The organism is Streptomyces sp. TLI_105 (assembly GCF_900105415.1).
Classification (GTDB): Bacteria; Actinomycetota; Actinomycetes; order Streptomycetales; family Streptomycetaceae; genus Streptomyces.
Genome location: NZ_FNSM01000001.1, coordinates 2,688,834 through 2,704,953 on the forward strand (window position 1 = coordinate 2,688,834; position 16,120 = coordinate 2,704,953).

Below are 16,120 nucleotides of genomic sequence, written 5' to 3' on the forward strand. Positions count from 1 at the left end.
GGGATGTCGGGGTCGTCCGATCTGCCACGATTCCCCGGGGGTCCGTCCTCGGCCGTGAGGGCGTGCTCGTAGGAGTGTTGCGACCAGGGGACGGATGGGACCGCGCAGTGCGGGGCTACGAACGCCAGGAGAGCCACCGAGCTGAAGACGACCATCTCGCCAGGTTCGAAGCCGAGATGGACCGGCTGAAGACCGAACGCGAGAAGGCCGTCCAGCATGCCGAGGACCTGGGCTACCAGGTCGAGGTCTTGCGCGCCAAGCTCCACGAGGCGCGCCGCACCATCGCGTCCCGGCCCGCGTACGACAGCGCCGACATCGGCTACCAGGCCGAGCAGCTGCTGCGGAACGCGCAGGCGCAGGCCGAGCAGCTCCGTCAGGACGCCGAGCGCGAGCTGCGCGAGGCCCGCGCCCAGACCCAGCGCATCCTCCAGGAGCACGCCGAGCACCAGGCCCGGCTCCAGGCCGAGCTGCACAACGAGGCCGTCCAGCGCCGCCAGCAGCTCGACCAGGAGCTCAACGAGCGCCGCCAGACCGTCGAGGCGCACGTCAACGAGAACGTCGCCTGGGCCGAACAGCTGCGCGCCCGCACGGAGTCCCAGGCCCGCCGCCTCCTGGAGGAGTCCCGCGCGGAGGCCGAGCAGTCGCTCGCCGCCGCCCGCGCCGAGGCCACCCGGCTCGCCGAGGAGACCAGCCGCCGCGTCGGCGCCGAGGCGGAGTCCGCCCGGGCCGAGGCCGAAGCGATTCTGCTGCGTGCCCGCAAGGACGCCGAGCGGCTCCTGAGCGCCGCCTCCAGCCAGGCGCAGGAGGCCACCAGCCACGCCGAGCAGCTCCGTTCGACCACCGCCGCCGAGACCGACCAGGCCCGCCGCCAGGCCACCGAACTCTCCCGCGCCGCCGAACAGCGCATGCAGGAGGCCGAGGAGAAGCTGCGGCTCGCCCGCGTCGAGGCCGAGAAGGCCCTCACCGAGGCCAAGGAGGCCGCCGCCCGGCAGCTCGCCTCCGCCGAGTCGGTCAACGAGCAGCGCACCCGCACCGCCAAGACGGAGATCGCCCGGCTCGTCGGCGAGGCCACCAAGGAGGCCGAGGCGCTCAAGGCGGAGGCCGAGGAGAAGCTCCGCGAGGCCACCGCCGAGGCGGAGAAGCTCGTCACGGAGGCCTCCGAGAAGGCCGTCACGGCCGCCGCCGAGGACTCGGCCGCCGCGCTCGCCAAGGCCGCCCGCAGCGCCGAGGAGATCCTCACCAAGGCGTCCGAGGACGCCCGGGAGACCACCCGCAAGGCCGCCGAGGAGGCCGAGCGGGTCCGCCGCGAGGCCGAGACCGAGGCCGACCGGCTGCGCGCCGAGGCCGGGGAGCAGGCCGACGAGCTGCTCGGCTCGGCGAAGGACGACACCAAGGAGTACCGCGCCAAGACGGTCGAGCTCCAGGAGGAGGCCCGTCGGCTGCGCGGCGAGGCCGAGCAGCTGCGCGCCGAGGCCATCGACGAGGGCGAGCGGATCCGCGGCGAGGCCCGCCGCGAGGCCCTCCAGCAGATCGAGGAGGCGGCCAGGACTGCCGAGGAGCTCCTCGGCAAGGCCCGTACGGACGCCGACGAGCTGCGCACCAAGGCCGGTGCCGAGAGCGAGCGGGTCAAGTCGGAGGCGATGGAGCGCGCCCAGACGCTCCGCGCCCAGGCCGAGGAGACCCTGGAGCGCACCCGCGCCGAGGCCGAGCGGCTGCGCGCCGAGGCCGAGGAGCAGGCCGAGTCGGTGAAGGGCGCGGCCGAGGAGGCCGCCGCCGGGCTGCGCGCGGACGCCGAGCGGGCCGCCGAGGCGCGCCGCGCGGAGGCCGCCGAGGAGCTGGCCCGGCTGCACGCCGACGCCGAGGCGAAGGTCACGGCCGCCGGCGAGGAGCTCACCGACGCGCGGGCCGAGGGCGAGCGGATCCGGCGCGAGGCCGCCGAGGAGACGGAGCGGCTGCGGACCGAGGCCGCCGAGCGGATCCGGTCCCTCCGGGAGCAGGCCGAGCAGGAGGCCGAGCGGCTGCGCGCCGAGGCCGCGTCGGACGCGTCCACCACCCGTACCGAGGCCGAGTCCGCCGCCGTACGGCTGCGCACGGAGGCTTCCGAGGAGGCCGAGCGGCTGCGCTCGGAGGCCCAGGAGACCGCCGACCGGGTGCGGGCCGAGGCCGCCGCCGCCGCCGAGCGGGTGGCCGCCGAGGCCGCCGAGGCGCTGGCCGCCGCGCGGGACGAGGCCAACCGGCGCCGCCGGGAGGCCGAGGAGACCCTCGAGTCGGCCCGCTCCGAGGCCGGCCGGGAGCGCGAGCACGCCCGCGAGCAGTCCGAGGAGCTCCTGGCCGCCGCCCGCAAGCGGGTCGAGGAGGCGCAGACCGAGGCGCAGCGCCTGGTCGAGGAGGCGGACGCGCGGGCGACCGAGATGGTCACCGCCGCCTCGCGAGCCGCCCAGGAGGTGCGGGACTCGGTGGCCGGTCTGCGCGAGCAGGCCGAGGAGGAGATCGCCGGGCTGCGCAGCGCCGCCGAGCACGCGGCGGAGCGGACGCGCACCGAGGCGCAGGAGGAGGCGGACCGGGTCCGCGCCGACGCGTACGAGGAGCGGGAGCGGGCGTCCGAGGACGCCGTCCGCACGCGGGCGCGTGCCCAGGAGGAGTCGGAGGCCGCGAAGGCGCTGGCGGAGCGGACGGTCACGGACGCGCTCGCCGAGGCGGAGAAGCTGCGGGCGGACACCGCCGAGTACGCGCAGCGGGTGCGGACCGAGGCGACGGACTCGCTCGCCTCGGCCGAGCAGGACGCGGCCCGCACGCGCGCGGACGCCCGGGACGACGCGAACCGGATCCGTTCGGAGGCCGCCGAGCGCGCCGAGACGACGGTCGGCGAGGCGCGCGCGGAGGCGGAGCGGATCGCCGCCGAGGCCGAGCAGGTCCTGGACGAGGCCCGCAAGGCCGCCGACAAGCGCCGTTCGGACGCGGCCGAGCAGGCCGACACCCTCGTCGGCGAGGCCACCGCCGAGGCGGAGCGGATCGCGGCCGAGGCCGCCGAGCTGCGGGAGACGACCGAGCGCGACGCCCAGCGGATGCGCACGGAGGCCGAGCAGGTCAAGGCCGACGGCGAGGCGCAGGCGGAGGCGCTGCGGGCGGAGGCCCGCGCCGAGGGCGAGCAGATCCTCGACGAGGCCCGCAAGGCCGCCGACAAGCGCCGTTCGGACGCCGCCGAGCAGGCCGACACCCTCGTCGGCGAGGCCACCGCCGAGGCCGAGCGGCTCACCGCCGAGGCGATCGAGCTCATGGAGACGACCGAGCAGGACGCCGCGCGCATCCGCGCCGAGGCCGAGCAGGTCAAGGCCGAGGGCGTGGCACAGGCGGAGGCGCTGCGGGCGGAGGCCCGCGCCGAGGGCGACCAGATCCTGGACGAGGCCCGCAAGGCCGCCGACAAGCGCCGTTCGGACGCCGCCGAGCAGGCCGACACCCTCATCGGCGAGGCCACGGCCGAGGCCGAGCGGCTCACCGCCGAGGCGGCCGAGCTGCGGGAGACGGCCGAGCGGGACTCTCAGCGGCTGCTCACGGAGGCCGAGCAGGTCAAGGCCGACGGCGAGGCGCACGCGCAGGCCCTGCGCAACGCCGCGCTGGCCGACGCCGACCAGATCCTGGACGAGGCCCGCAAGGCCGCCGACAAGCGCCGTTCGGACGCGGCCGAGCAGGCCGACACCCTCGTCGGCGAGGCGACGGCCGAGGCCGAGCGGATCGTGAACGAGGCGGCCGAACTGGCCGATTCGGTCGGCGCGGACGCCCGCGCCGAGGCGGGCCGGACCGTCGCCGCGGCCTCGGAGGAGGCCGAGCGGCTGCGCGCCGAGGGCGCCGAGGCGATCGCGGAGGCCCTGCGGGACGCCGAGCGGATCCGTACCGAGTCCGAGCGGGTCAAGGCCGAGGCCGAGGCCGCGGCCGAGCAGATGCGCGCGGAGGCGCGCGAGGAGGCGGACCGGACGCTCGACGAGGCCCGGGAGGCCGGCGCCCGGAAGCGTTCGGACGCGGCCGAGCAGGCCGACCAGCTCATCGCCAAGGCCCAGGAGGAGGCGCTGCGCGCCACCACGGAGGCCGAGTCGCAGGCGGACACGATGGTCGGCGCGGCCCGCAAGGAGGCCGAGCGGATCGTCGCCGAGGCGACCGTCGAGGGCAACACGCTGGTGGAGAAGGCCCGTACGGACGCGGACGAGCTCCTGGTCGGGGCGCGCAGCGACGCGACGGCCATAAGGGAGCGGGCCGAGGAGCTGCGGGGCCGGATCGAGAGCGAGATCGAGGAGCTGCACGAGCGGGCGCGGCGCGAGACGGCCGAGCAGATGAAGACGGCCGGCGAGCGCGTCGACAAGCTGGTGAAGGCCGCGACCGAGCAGCGGACCGAGGCGGAGGAGAAGGCGAAGGAGCTGGTCTCCGAGGCGAGTTCGGAGGCGAGCAAGGTCCGGATCGCCGCGGTCCGCAAGGCGGACGCGCTCCTGAAGGAGGCCGCTCAGAAGAAGGCCTCGATCATCGCGGAGGCCGAGGCCGTGAAGGCGGAGGCCGAGCGGATCCGCGCGGAGGCCGAGGCCGAGGCGGAGAAGACGGTCCAGGAGGGGCAGCGCGAGCTGGAGGTGCTGACGCGTCGTCGCAAGGACATCAATGCCGAGATCTCCCGTGTCCAGGACGTGCTGGAGGCGTTGGAGTCTTTCGAGACCCCGGCGGCCGGAAAGGACGGGGTCAAGGCGGGTGCGTCGGCGGGTTCCACCCGGACGGGTGGCAAGTCCCAGGACGGCTAGCCACTCAAAAGGCTGGACATTCTCCAGATCAAACGGGCATACGCTCGATGACACGCCGCTTCGGCCCCTAGGATTCCCTCTAACACCTCACCGGTCTCATTCGACAGGAACCCCATGAGCGACACTTCCTCCCCCTTCGGCTTCGAGCTCGTGCGGCGCGGTTACGACCGCGGTCAGGTGGACGACCGCATTACCAAGCTCGTGGCCGACCGCGACAGTGCCCTGTCCCGCATCACCTCGCTGGAGAAGCGCATCGAGGAACTCCACCTCGAGACGCAGAACGCCCAGGCGCAGGTCACCGACGCCGAGCCGTCGTACGCGGGGCTCGGCGCCCGGGTCGAGAAGATCCTCCGGCTGGCCGAGGAGGAGGCGAAGGACCTGCGTGAGGAGGCCCGTCGCGCCGCCGAGCAGCACCGCGAGCTGGCCGAGTCGGCCGCCCAGCAGGTCCGCAACGACGCGGAGTCGTTCGCGGCCGAGCGCAAGGCGAAGGCCGAGGACGAGGGCGTCCGGATCGTCGAGAAGGCGCAGGGCGAGGCCAACACGCTGCGTGCCGAGGCCCAGAAGGACGCGCAGTCGAAGCGCGAGGAGGCGGACGCCCTCTTCGAGGAGACCCGCGCCAAGGCCGCCCAGGCCGCCGCGGACTTCGAGACGAACCTCGCGAAGCGCCGTGAGCAGTCGGAGCGGGACCTGGCCTCGCGTCAGGCGAAGGCCGAGAAGCGCCTCGCGGAGATCGAGCACCGCGCCGAGCAGCTCCGCCTGGAGGCCGAGAAGCTGCGGACGGACGCGGAGCGCCGGGCCCGTCAGACGGTGGAGACCGCGCAGCGCCAGGCCGAGGACATCGTGGCCGACGCGAACGCCAAGGCCGACCGGATCCGTTCGGAATCGGAGCGCGAGCTCGCGGCGCTGACGAACCGCCGCGACTCGATCAACGCGCAGCTGACCAACGTCCGCGAGATGCTGGCGACGCTGACCGGTGCCGCGGTGGCGGCGGCCGGCTCCCCGATCGACGACGAGCGCACGGCCGGCGTCCCGGCCCAGCAGTCGCGCTGAGCACCCTCCGGGCGCAAAAGACCCTCCGTCATTCCGGTGGCGGGGGGTTTTGCGCGCCCGTAGGTTGGGACGCATGATCGAGCTTGAGGGCCTGACCAAGCGCTACGGGGCGAAGACGGCGGTCGACCACCTCTCCTTCCAGGTCCGTCCTGGCGTGGTCACCGGCTTCCTCGGGCCGAACGGGGCGGGCAAGTCGACGACGATGCGGATGATGCTCGACCTGGACAACCCGACGAGCGGGACGGTCCGGATCGACGGCAAGCACTACCGGGACCTGGCAGAGCCGCTGAAGTACATCGGGGCGCTGCTCGACGCCAAGGCGATGCACGGCGGCCGGTCCGCCTACAACAACCTGCTGTGTCTGGCGCAGTCCAACCGCATCCCGGCGAGCCGGGTGGGCGAGGTGCTGGACCTGGTGGGTCTGACGGCGGTCGCGAAGAAGAAGTCGAAGGGCTTCTCCCTCGGCATGGGGCAGCGGCTCGGGATCGCGTCGGCGCTCCTCGGTGATCCCGAGATCCTGATGTTCGACGAGCCCGTCAATGGTCTGGACCCCGAGGGAATTCACTGGATCCGCAATCTGATGAAGGCGTTGGCGGCCGAGGGCCGGACGATCTTCGTTTCCAGCCATCTGATGAGTGAAATGGCGCTGACGGCGGATCATCTGATCGTGATCGGGCAGGGAAAACTGCTGGCCGACACCTCGATGGCGGATTTCATCCAGCAGAATTCCCGGAGTTATGTACGGATGCGATCTCCGCAGCAGGAACGCCTGCGGGACGTGCTCCACGCGAACGGATTCGTCGTGGTCGAGGCCGGCGGCGGGGCCCTGGAGGTGGACGGGGCGACGACGGAGAAGCTGGGCGAACTGGCCGCGGAGAACGGTCTGGTGCTGCACGAGCTGAGCGCGCAGCGCGCCTCCCTCGAAGAGGCGTTCATGCAGATGACGGCCGCCGCGGTGGAGTACCACGCGCACGGCACCGACGTACACAGCGGCGCCGCGGCGCCCGGCCCCCGGTGGGGCACGACCTCCCAGGGAGCCTGAACGATGGCAGTGGCATCCGCGGTCCTGCAGTCCGAGTGGACCAAGATCCGGACGGTGTCGTCGACCGTCTGGACGCTGGCGAGCGCCTTCCTCGTCACGGTGGCGATGGGCGCGGGGCTGAGCGCCCTGACGAACGCCACCTTCGACGACATGAGGGAGGTGGAGCGGGCCACCTTCGACCCGACCCTGATCAGCTTCTCCGGGATGATCCTGGGGCAGCTGGCGATGGTGGTCTTCGGCGTCCTGGTGGTGGGGACCGAGTACTCCTCCGGCATGATCCGCACCTCGCTGGCCGCCGTGCCGCAGCGCGCGACCTTCCTCTTCTCGAAGATCGCGGTGGCGGGCGGGCTCGCCCTCCTGGTGGGGATCGCGACGAGCTTCACCGCCTTCTTCCTCGGGCAGGCGCTGCTCGGCGGGCACCGGGCCTCCCTCGGCGACGACAACGTGCTGCGGGCGGTGGTCGGAGCCGGGCTCTACATGGGTCTGATCGCCCTGTTCTCCATGGGAGTGGCGGCGATGCTGCGCTCGTCGATGCTGTCGCTCGGCATCCTGGTGCCGTTCCTCCTCCTGGTCTCGAACATCCTCTCGGCGGTCCCGAAGGCCAAGGAGGTGGCGCTCTACTTCCCGGACCAGGCAGGCTCGAAGGTCATGCGGGTCATCCCGGACGCGATGAACTCGGAGAAGGCGCCGTACGGCCCGTGGGGCGGGCTCGGGATCATGGTGCTCTGGGTGGTGGCGGCGCTCATCGGCGGCTATCTCGTGATGAAGGAGCGGGACGCCTGATTCCCCGGGCTTGGCCGGAACCGTCAACGGCTGGATAAGCTCCTAGCTCATACGGGGGGCTCCGGCCGACGGCCGCCACGCCCCGACATGGATGCGACCGACCTGTCGATGGGGCTGGAGAATGATCGAGGCAGTCGGCCTGACGAAGCGCTACGGCGCCAAGACGGCCGTGTACAACCTTTCCTTCCAGGTGAGGCCCGGTGTCGTCACCGGATTCCTGGGGCCCAACGGGTCCGGCAAGTCGACGACCATGCGCATGATCCTGGGACTCGACCGGCCCACCGCGGGTCACGTCACGATCGGCGGCCACCCCTTCCGGCAGCTTCCGAACGCGCCCCGGCAGGTCGGCGCGCTCCTCGACGCCAAGGCCGTGCACGGCGGGCGCAGCGCGCGCAGCCATCTGCTGTCGCTCGCGCAGCTGGCCGGCATCCCGGCGCAGCGCGTCGACGAGGTCCTCGGCGTGGTCGGTCTCCAGGACGTCGCCAAGCGGCGCTCGAAGGGCTTCTCGCTCGGCATGGGCCAGCGGCTCGGCATCGCGGCGGCGCTCCTGGGCGACCCGCAGGTGCTGCTCTTCGACGAGCCCGTCAACGGCCTGGACCCCGAGGGCATCCTCTGGGTGCGGAACCTGATGAAGAAGCTGGCCGCCGAGGGCCGCACGGTCTTCGTCTCCAGCCACCTCATGAGCGAGATGGCACTGACGGCCGATCACCTGATCGTGATCGGCCGGGGGCAGCTGCTCGCGGACATGCCCGTCAAGGACTTCATCTCGGCGAACTCCGCCGACTTCGCCCGGGTGCGGACGCCGGGGACCGAGCCGGCGCAGCGGGAGAAGCTGACGTCGGTGCTCATGGAGGCCGGCGGCCAGGTGCTGTCGGAGCCGGACGGGGCGCTGCGCGTGACGGGCCTGCCCCTGCCGCGGATCAGCGACCTCGCGCACGGCGCGGACGTACGGCTCTGGGAGCTGTCCCCGCACCAGGCGTCGCTGGAGGAGGCGTACATGCGGCTGACGCAGGGCGCCGTGGACTACCGCTCCACCGACGACCGCCTCGCCCACCTCCAGCCGCCGGTGCAGCCCGGACAGCCGGGGTACGGGATGCCGCCGCAGCCACCGGTCCAGGAGGTGCCGCAGCAGGGCTGGTACGCCCCGCCGCCGCCCGGACAGAACCCGTACGGCGCGGCTCCGCAGGCCCCCGGACAGAACCCGTACGCCGGCGCCCCGCAGGCCCCCGCGCCGGGTCCGTACGCCCCTCCGGCCGCCCCGCAGCCGGGCCTCCCGCAGCCGAGCGACACCCCGAAGGACGCCCGATGACCGCCCCCGCCCACCACCACGCCCCGGCTCCGCACGCCTACGTCTCCCCCATCCCGGTCCGCGCCGCGCACCTCGGTGACGCGCTCGCCTCCGAGTGGACGAAGATCCGCTCGGTGCGTTCGACGATGTGGACGCTCGGGGTGATGATCCTGCTGATGTTCGCCATCGGTCTGGGCGTCGCGGCCATCGCGTCGGCCTCGGAGGCCCCGATGGGCGAGGAGTCCGCGCTCGCCTTCGGCTTCTTCGGAATGCTGCCGGCGTCGATCTGCGTGATCACGCTGGGCGTCCTGACGATCGCCTCCGAGTACGGCACGGGCATGATCCGTACGACCCTGACGGCCTGCCCGAGCCGGGCCCGGGTGCTGACGGCGAAGGCGATCGTCTTCTTCCTGCTGGTCTTCTCGGTCACCACCGTGGTCGCGACGCTCGTGGCGGTGGCGCAGGTCGCCATCGTGGACACGGCGGCGACGCCGACGACGGGCGAGTGGCTGCGGGCGACGGTCGGCGCGGGCGCCTACCTGGCCGCGCTGGGACTGCTGTCGCTGGCGCTGGGGACGCTCATCCGGCACTCGGCCGGCGCGATCACGGTGATGATCGGCGTGCTGCTGCTGCCGCTGGTGGCGGCCATGTTCATGTTCTCCCAGACGCTGAAGTCGGTGCAGGAGTTCCTGTTCACCTACGCGATCCCCTCGCAGATGATCGCGCTGTACAGCGAGCGGCCCCCGTTCGGCGACTCGGGCCCGGCGGGCTGGGAGCCGCTGCTGATCATGGCGGCGATCGCGGCGGCGGCCCTGGCCGGCGCGTTCGCCCTGCTGAACAACCGGGACGTGTAGGAAGCCGTCGCGAAGGCTCAGTACCTCGGCGCGTTGCGGGACCGCTGCACCCTGCTGGTGCGGCGGTCCTTCGCGTTCCAGCAGGCCTTGTGCCAGTGGCGGCGGTCGTCCACCCCGCCCCACTCCGGCCAGGCGACCACGTGCGGGGCGCCGGACGGGATCTCCTGGTCGCAGCCCGGGCAGCGGTAGCGCTTGCCGGGCGCGCTCGCCCCGGCCACGAGCCGGACGTACCACTCCTCGCCCTGCCAGGTCTCGGTGCGGTGCGCGCCGCCGTACCGGTCGCCGTGGTCGCCCTGCTGCGCGGGCTTCTCGCCGCCTCGGGAACGGTTGTGACGCGGGGACACGGGCACACCTCACGGGGTCTGGGAACACGGACCGTTCCCTCCAGCCTACGGGCCGCCACACGGTGCCCCGGGCCCCGTCCGGGACGGCTTAGCCGAAAATCGCAAGAACTTCATGAACGGCCGTTGCCTTTGGCACGTGTCAGACGTTGGTGCCAGTGCGAGGGGAGATACGCGTCGGCCGCAAGGAGGCAGAAGGCGATGCGCGTGGGTACGTTCGTTCTGGCAGCCCAGTTCCCGGGGCAGGGCCAGGGAGAGGCACTGCACCGGGCGGTGCGGACCGCCGAGGTGGCGGAGGAGGCGGGGCTCGACTCCGTCTGGCTGGCCGAGCACCACTTCGTGCCGTACGGGGTCTGTCCTTCGGCCGTGACACTGGCCGCGCTGCTCCTCGGCCGCACCCGGCGGCTCCGGGTCGGCACGGCGGTGAGCGTGCTGCCGACCGTCCACCCGGTCGCCCTCGGCGAGCAGGCGGCGCTGCTGCACCTCACCTCGGGCGGCCGGTTCACCCTGGGGGTGGGCCGGGGCGGGCCCTGGGTGGACCTGGAGGTGTTCGGCGCGGGACTCGCGGCGTACGAGAAGGGGTTCCCCGAATCGCTCGACCTGCTGCTGCGCTGGCTCACCGAGCCGCGCGTCGGCGCCGAGGGGGAACGATTCGCTTTCCGCGAGGTGCCCGTGGTGCCCCGCCCCGACGAGCTGATCGGCGGCGCGGCCGCCCCCGAGGTGGTGGTGGCCTGCACCTCGCCGAAGAGCGTGCGGCTCGCGGCGGAGCGCGGACTGCCGATGCTGCTCGGCATGCACTGCGGCGACGAGGACAAGGCCGAGATGGTCGCGGCCTGGGCGCGGTGCGCGCGGGAGGCCGGGCGGGACCCGGACGAGATCGCGCGGATCGGCGCAGGCCATGTCTCGGCGGGGGTGGCCCAGCTCGCCGACCGGGGCGCGGACGCGGCGGAGGCGCTGGTCAAGGCGATGCCGGGCTGGCTGAGGCAGGGGCTCGACGCGCATGTGACGGTGGACGGCCGGCACCGGGCGATGCGGGACCCCGTGGCGTACACGGAGCTGCTGTGCGGGCTGCACCCGGTGGGCACGCCCCGGCTGGCGGCGGACCGGCTCGCGGCGACCGCGGAGCGCACGGGCATCACGCGCTTCGCCCTCCTCGCGGAAGGCTCGGGCGACCTCGCGGCGACCGAGGAGAACGTCCGGCGCCTGGGCGCGGAGGTCCTGCCGCTCCTGGTGTGAGAGCCCTCACGGGAGCGGTGCTGACTGTGCTGCCGCTTCCGCGCCTTTCGGCGGCGATGCGCGTCGGCTCGCATCGATCGCGTTCTCCGGCGGTGCGGAGCGGCAGCACCATGTCTCAGCAGTCGCGCAGTTCCGGCGACTGGTTCAACAGCTGTCCCCGTACGGACGTGAAACGGGCGAGTCGCTCGTCCACCGACGGGTCCAGCGGGAAGACCGCCACGCGGTGGCAGTTCTGGAAGGCGAGACGCACCCCGAAGTGCCGCTGCAGCGCACCACGAATGGCATCGCTCGCGAGCGCGCGCAGCAGCTGACCACGTGCCTGCTCATTCGGCGGCGGCGTCTGGTTGTCGGCGAACTCTCCGCCGTCGACCTTCAGCTGTGCCACCAGAGAACTGATCATCTCCCATGCGTAGGGCAGGGAGGTCCGGACGCAGTCGACGAAGTCGGCTTCGTCGACCTCGCCTCGCTCGGCCTGTTCCAACAGGGCCGGTGAGACGTCGAGCGACATGGGTTCTCCTCTCGCGACCCCGCGGACGGGGTCTTGCGGGCAGGGGCGAAGGCCGGCCGTGCGCCACGCAGCGTGCACGGACGACGACCTCCAGCTTCCACGGTAAGCGCGCGGTCCGGGCGACACCAGAAGAATGGGCACACAACCGGCTGATAACCGACGGGTGTTCGGCCAACGATCACCCCCGCCCGATGCCCGAATCGCGCGGAAGAGCGCCCGTCTTGTAGCGTTGCCGACCATGCGTCTCGTCATTGCCCGTTGTTCCGTGGACTACGCGGGCCGGCTCACCGCCCACCTGCCCTCCGCACCCCGTCTGATCCTGGTCAAGGCAGACGGCAGCGTCTCCATCCACGCGGACGACCGGGCGTACAAACCGCTCAACTGGATGTCCCCGCCGTGCACCCTGAAGGAGGGTGTCGACGGTGAGGCGGGCATCTGGACCGTGATCAACAAAGCGGGCGAGAAACTGATCATCACGATGGAGGAGATCCTCCACGACTCCTCGCACGAACTGGGCGTCGACCCGGGCCTCATCAAGGACGGCGTCGAGGCGCACCTCCAGGAGCTGCTCGCCGACCGCATCGAGACCCTCGGCGAGGGCTACACCCTGATCCGCCGCGAGTACCCGACCGCGATCGGCCCCGTGGACATCCTGTGCCGGGACTCCGACGGCGGGACGGTCGCGGTGGAGATCAAGCGGCGCGGCGAGATCGACGGCGTCGAGCAGCTGACCCGCTACCTGGAGCTGCTCAACCGCGACCCGCACCTCGCACCGGTGAAGGGCGTCTTCGCGGCCCAGGAGATCAAGCCGCAGGCGCGGGTCCTCGCGACGGACCGCGGGATCGGCTGCGTGGTCCTCGACTACGACGCGCTGCGCGGCATCGAGGACGACAAGCTGCGGCTGTTCTAGCGGCGGCGGGAGTACGAACACGGGGACGGCCCCGGGTGCGGTGAGCGCGCCCGGGGCCGTCGTCGTTGTCGTACGGGGTCAGGCCGGCGAGTCCGTGGCGGCGGAGGTCTCGGAGGCGGAGGGGGCGCCGAGGGTGGTGGTCTCGCCGGTCGCCGGGGCGGTCGTCGTCGGCGGGGGCGTGGTGGTCGGCGTCGTCGGCGCGGGGGTGGTCGTCGGCGGCTGCGGGGGCGTGGTCGTCGGCTTCGGCGACGTGATGGTCGGGCGCGGCCTGGTCGTGGTGGGGGCCGTCGTCGGGGTTCCGCTGGTGGGCCGCGTCGTCCGGGTGGGGGACGTCGTCGTCGGGCTGTCCGAGGGCGAGGGCGAGCCCGAGTCGGACGGGTCCCTCGACGCGGACGGCGACGCGCTCCCGGAGCCCGACGGGCTCGGGGAGTCCGAGTGGGTCGCCCGGCCGGTCTCGGCCGGGTCGGCCTCGCCGTCGGCCGGCGGCTCCTCGCCGTCGAGGCCGTCGCCGGTGCCGCTCTCGCTCGCGGTGCTGTCGGAGGTGACGCGGTCGGTGGCGGGGTTCTCGCCGTTGCCCGAGGTGGCGCCGAGGGTGACGACGGTGCCGAGGACGGCGACGAGGAGCGCGCCCGCGCCGACGGCGACGAGGTTGCGGCGGGCGCCGCCGAGGATGCCGCCCTTGAGGCCGGGGCGGCGGTCGCCGCTCCCGGCGGTGTCGGGGCGGGTGACGACGGTCGGGCCGTCGTCGGCGAAGTCGGGGAAGGCGGGGACGGGGGCCGTCGCCGGGGTCCGGACGGGCCCGCCCGGCAGCGGGGCCGTGACGGGTTCCGGGCGCGAGAGGCCGGGGCGGGCGGCGGGGCCGCGCAGGGCGGGGGTGCCGCGCGGCGGGGAGAGGGGCTCGTCGGCACGCGGGGCGACGGCGGCGTGCTCTCCGGAGAGGTCGGAGACGAGGGCGAGCGCCCGGCGGCCGGCGACGGTGCCGCGCTTGTCGGCGAGCACCCCGCGCATGCCGATGGAGGCCTCCAGCTCGGCGCGGGCGCGCTCCAGGTTTCCGGCGCAGATCGCGAGGACGCCGAGCTCGTGGTGGAAGTAGGCCTCTTCGGCGACGTCGCCGGTGAGCCGGGCGGCTTCCTGGCCGGCCCGCAGGGCGCGTTCCCAGGCGCCCCAGTGCAGTCCGGCGGCGAAGGCGGGTGCGGCGGCGCGGGCGAGGAGGACGGCGGTGGCGCGGTGTTCGGCGGCGGATTCGCCGGTGCCGGGGATCAGCGCGGTGAGGGCGGCGAGCAGCGCGTCGGCCTCGGCGGCGGCCCGTTCGGGGGTGACGGAGGGGTGGGCGGCCCACCAGGCGTAGTGCTGGGCGAGGGCGTGGGCGCGGTCGGCGGCCCCGTGGTCGTAGCCGTGGGCGAGGAGCTGGGTGAGGACGCCGGCGGCGAGCCGGTAGCGGGGGCCGACCGGGGAGAGCAGTCCGCAGGCCATGAGTTCGCCGAGGGCGGCGTCGGCGTGGGTGTCGCCGACGAGGGCGGGGAGGTGGGCCTGGTGCGGGACCTCGCCGCCGAGGGCGACGGCGAAGCGCAGGGCGGACTGGGCGGCGCGGCTGAGGCGGGAGGCGAGGAGGGCGGCGGGGGCGGCGCCCTCGCCGAGGCTGGGCAGCGGTATCTCGCGCAGTTCGACGTCGGGGTCGTCGATGCCGTCGAAGGCGGCGGCCGCGGCGGCGGCCACGGCCGCGGGGTCGGCGGGTCCGAAGGCTTCTTCGAGGGCGCCGAAGGCGTCGAACTCGGCGGGGGTGACGCGCAGCCGGTCGCGCTGCCGGAGGAGGGCGCCGGCCTGGACGAAGCGGAGGGGGAGGCCTTCGGACTCGAACCACAGGTCGCCGGCCCAGTTGGCCTCCTCCTCGGTGAGGGTGCGGCCGGCGGCGCTCTCCAGGAGTTCGAGGGCGGCGGCGCGGCCGAGGCCGGCGAGGAGGACCTCCTCGACGTGGGCGTCGGCGGAGGGGGCGGGGGTGTCGGGGCCCGCGGCGAGGAGGAAGGCGCACTCGGGGGCGGCGGCGAGGAGCTCGTCGAGGGCGGCGGCGCCGAACTCCAGGTCGTCGACGACGACCACGGCGCCGACGCCGCGGAGCCGGTCGAGGAGGGCGGCCCGGTCGGGTCGCTGGTCGGGGGCGTACCGGACGGCCGCGAAGAGCTCGTGGAGGAGCTCGGTGGGCGTGCGGTGGCGGCCGGAGAGGCGGACGACGCCGTCGGGGGCGAGGTCGGCGCAGTCGGCGGCGACGGCGTCGAGGAGGGCGGTGCGGCCGGAGCCGGGGGCGCCGACGAGGCGGGCGCAGCGGCCCTGGCGGAGGATGCCGGTGAGCCGCTCGCGCTCCTCCTGGCGTTCGAGGAGGGGCAGCTCGGGTGCGGGAGGGCCGGGCGGGAGGGGCGGGGCGACGGCGCGGGCGGCCTCGGCGCGCTCCTCTGGGGTGCGGGGGCGGGGGGCCGCCGGTTCCTGCCCGGGCGGGCAGGGTTCGATCTCGCTGCCGTCGACGGGGTTGACGGTGAGGAGCAGTTCGCCGGAGACGAGCCGGACGACGCGGGCGCGCGCGGGCGCCGGCGCGGGCACGCCACGACCCTGGCGGGCCTCCTCGCCCTCGGTGTCGTGACCGTACTCCTCCGACCCAGGGTTGATCGGGTCCATGGTCCTAGCCCCCAAGAAGCGGTGTCCGGTGCCCGCCGGTGGGTCCGCCCCATGTGCAGGCGGGTCCGTCAATGTGCGGGCGACCGAACCCTAGACCGTGGTCAGCGGCTCGGGAACAGCCGGGGTGCCCCCGAGACCAAGACGTCACGGTCTTGTGAGGATTGAGCGTGACGCCTGGTTCACACAGCTGCTTCACAGACGGCGGGGCCGGGGCGGGTCACACGCGGGGAAGGGACTCCAGGGCGAGGCCGCCCTCGATGGCGAGGATGCGGTGGAGCCGGGTGGCGACGAGGAGCCGCTGCATCTGGGGCGGCACCCCGCGCAGGACGAGGCGCCGGCCGCAGCGGCCGGCCCTCCGGTGGGCGCCCATGATGACGCCCAGTCCGGTCGCGTCCCAGGAGTCGAGGCCGGTCAGGTCGAGCACCAGGTCGCCGACTCCGTCGTCGACGGCCGAGTGCAGGACCGTACGGGCGTCCGCCGCGCTGCGGACGTCGAGGCGGCCCCCGACGACCAGCTCGACGTGGTCGCCCCTGATGTGCATATGCGCTCCCCGAGAGTGCTCCGTCTTCGCAACAACTGACTGCCGCATCGGCAGATACGTTGCGCCTTGTCAGCGAACCGGTACCGAAATTCACCCCACGGAGTGAGGTGGGGTGGTGGGTC

Annotated in this window: 12 protein-coding genes; 8 read left to right on the forward strand and 4 right to left on the reverse strand. The window is 73.9% G+C overall.

The window, feature by feature from the left end; all coding sequences use genetic code 11:
- The first annotated feature begins 107 nt into the window (after positions 1–107).
- From scy to BLW86_RS12115, 6 genes are all read left to right on the forward strand, one after another.
- On the forward strand, positions 108–4,778 hold the full coding sequence (gene scy, locus BLW86_RS12090; protein ID WP_093874050.1) for a polarized growth protein Scy: 4,671 nt from the start codon (positions 108–110) through the stop codon (positions 4,776–4,778).
- A 114-nt stretch (positions 4,779–4,892) separates the two neighbouring features.
- On the forward strand, positions 4,893–5,828 hold the full coding sequence (locus tag BLW86_RS12095) for a coiled-coil domain-containing protein (protein WP_030694501.1): 936 nt from the start codon (positions 4,893–4,895) through the stop codon (positions 5,826–5,828).
- A gap of 73 nt (positions 5,829–5,901) precedes the next feature.
- Positions 5,902–6,870, forward strand: a complete 969-nt coding sequence (locus BLW86_RS12100) for an ABC transporter ATP-binding protein (protein WP_093874051.1) — start codon at positions 5,902–5,904, stop codon at positions 6,868–6,870.
- A 3-nt stretch (positions 6,871–6,873) separates the two neighbouring features.
- The gene (locus BLW86_RS12105; protein WP_093874052.1) at positions 6,874–7,653 is read left to right on the forward strand and encodes an ABC transporter permease; all 780 of its coding nucleotides are present in this window, start codon (positions 6,874–6,876) and stop codon (positions 7,651–7,653) included.
- Between the two features lie 121 nt (positions 7,654–7,774).
- Positions 7,775–8,962 carry an ABC transporter ATP-binding protein gene (locus BLW86_RS12110; protein WP_093874053.1) on the forward strand — a complete coding sequence of 396 codons (1,188 nt, stop codon included), beginning with the start codon at positions 7,775–7,777 and terminating at the stop codon, positions 8,960–8,962.
- Entirely contained in the window at positions 8,959–9,795 is an 837-nt protein-coding gene (locus BLW86_RS12115) for an ABC transporter permease (RefSeq protein WP_093874054.1), read from the forward strand. The genes BLW86_RS12110 and BLW86_RS12115 overlap by 4 nt, the downstream gene beginning before the upstream one ends.
- A 17-nt stretch (positions 9,796–9,812) precedes the next feature.
- Here the strand turns inward: BLW86_RS12115 and BLW86_RS12120 are convergent, their stop codons facing one another.
- On the reverse strand, positions 9,813–10,139 hold the full coding sequence (locus BLW86_RS12120; protein ID WP_093878620.1) for an ATP/GTP-binding protein: 327 nt from the start codon (positions 10,137–10,139) through the stop codon (positions 9,813–9,815).
- Positions 10,140–10,337: 198 nt separating this feature from the next.
- Here BLW86_RS12120 and BLW86_RS12125 point away from each other — a divergent pair, with 198 nt between their 5' ends.
- Positions 10,338–11,372, forward strand: coding sequence for an LLM class flavin-dependent oxidoreductase (locus tag BLW86_RS12125; RefSeq protein WP_093874055.1), 1,035 nt, complete (start codon positions 10,338–10,340; stop codon positions 11,370–11,372).
- 115 nt (positions 11,373–11,487) lie between these two features.
- Here the strand turns inward: BLW86_RS12125 and BLW86_RS12130 are convergent, their stop codons facing one another.
- Positions 11,488–11,880 (reverse strand): SCO5389 family protein, encoded by a 393-nt coding sequence (locus tag BLW86_RS12130; RefSeq protein ID WP_015036224.1) that lies wholly within the window; start codon positions 11,878–11,880, stop codon positions 11,488–11,490.
- 238 nt (positions 11,881–12,118) lie between these two features.
- On the opposite strand from BLW86_RS12130, the gene nucS reads away from it, so the two are divergent.
- Complete coding sequence (gene nucS, locus BLW86_RS12135; RefSeq protein WP_177181633.1) at positions 12,119–12,790, forward strand: endonuclease NucS; 672 nt, start codon at positions 12,119–12,121, stop codon at positions 12,788–12,790.
- Between the two features lie 78 nt (positions 12,791–12,868).
- Here nucS and BLW86_RS12140 read toward each other — a convergent pair whose 3' ends face one another.
- Positions 12,869–15,457, reverse strand: coding sequence for an AAA family ATPase (locus tag BLW86_RS12140; RefSeq protein WP_093874057.1), 2,589 nt, complete (start codon positions 15,455–15,457; stop codon positions 12,869–12,871).
- A 217-nt stretch (positions 15,458–15,674) separates the two neighbouring features.
- A complete protein-coding gene (locus BLW86_RS12145) occupies positions 15,675–15,998 on the reverse strand; it encodes an STAS domain-containing protein (RefSeq protein WP_030210572.1) in 324 nt (107 codons plus the stop codon).
- Positions 15,999–16,120 lie beyond the last annotated feature (122 nt).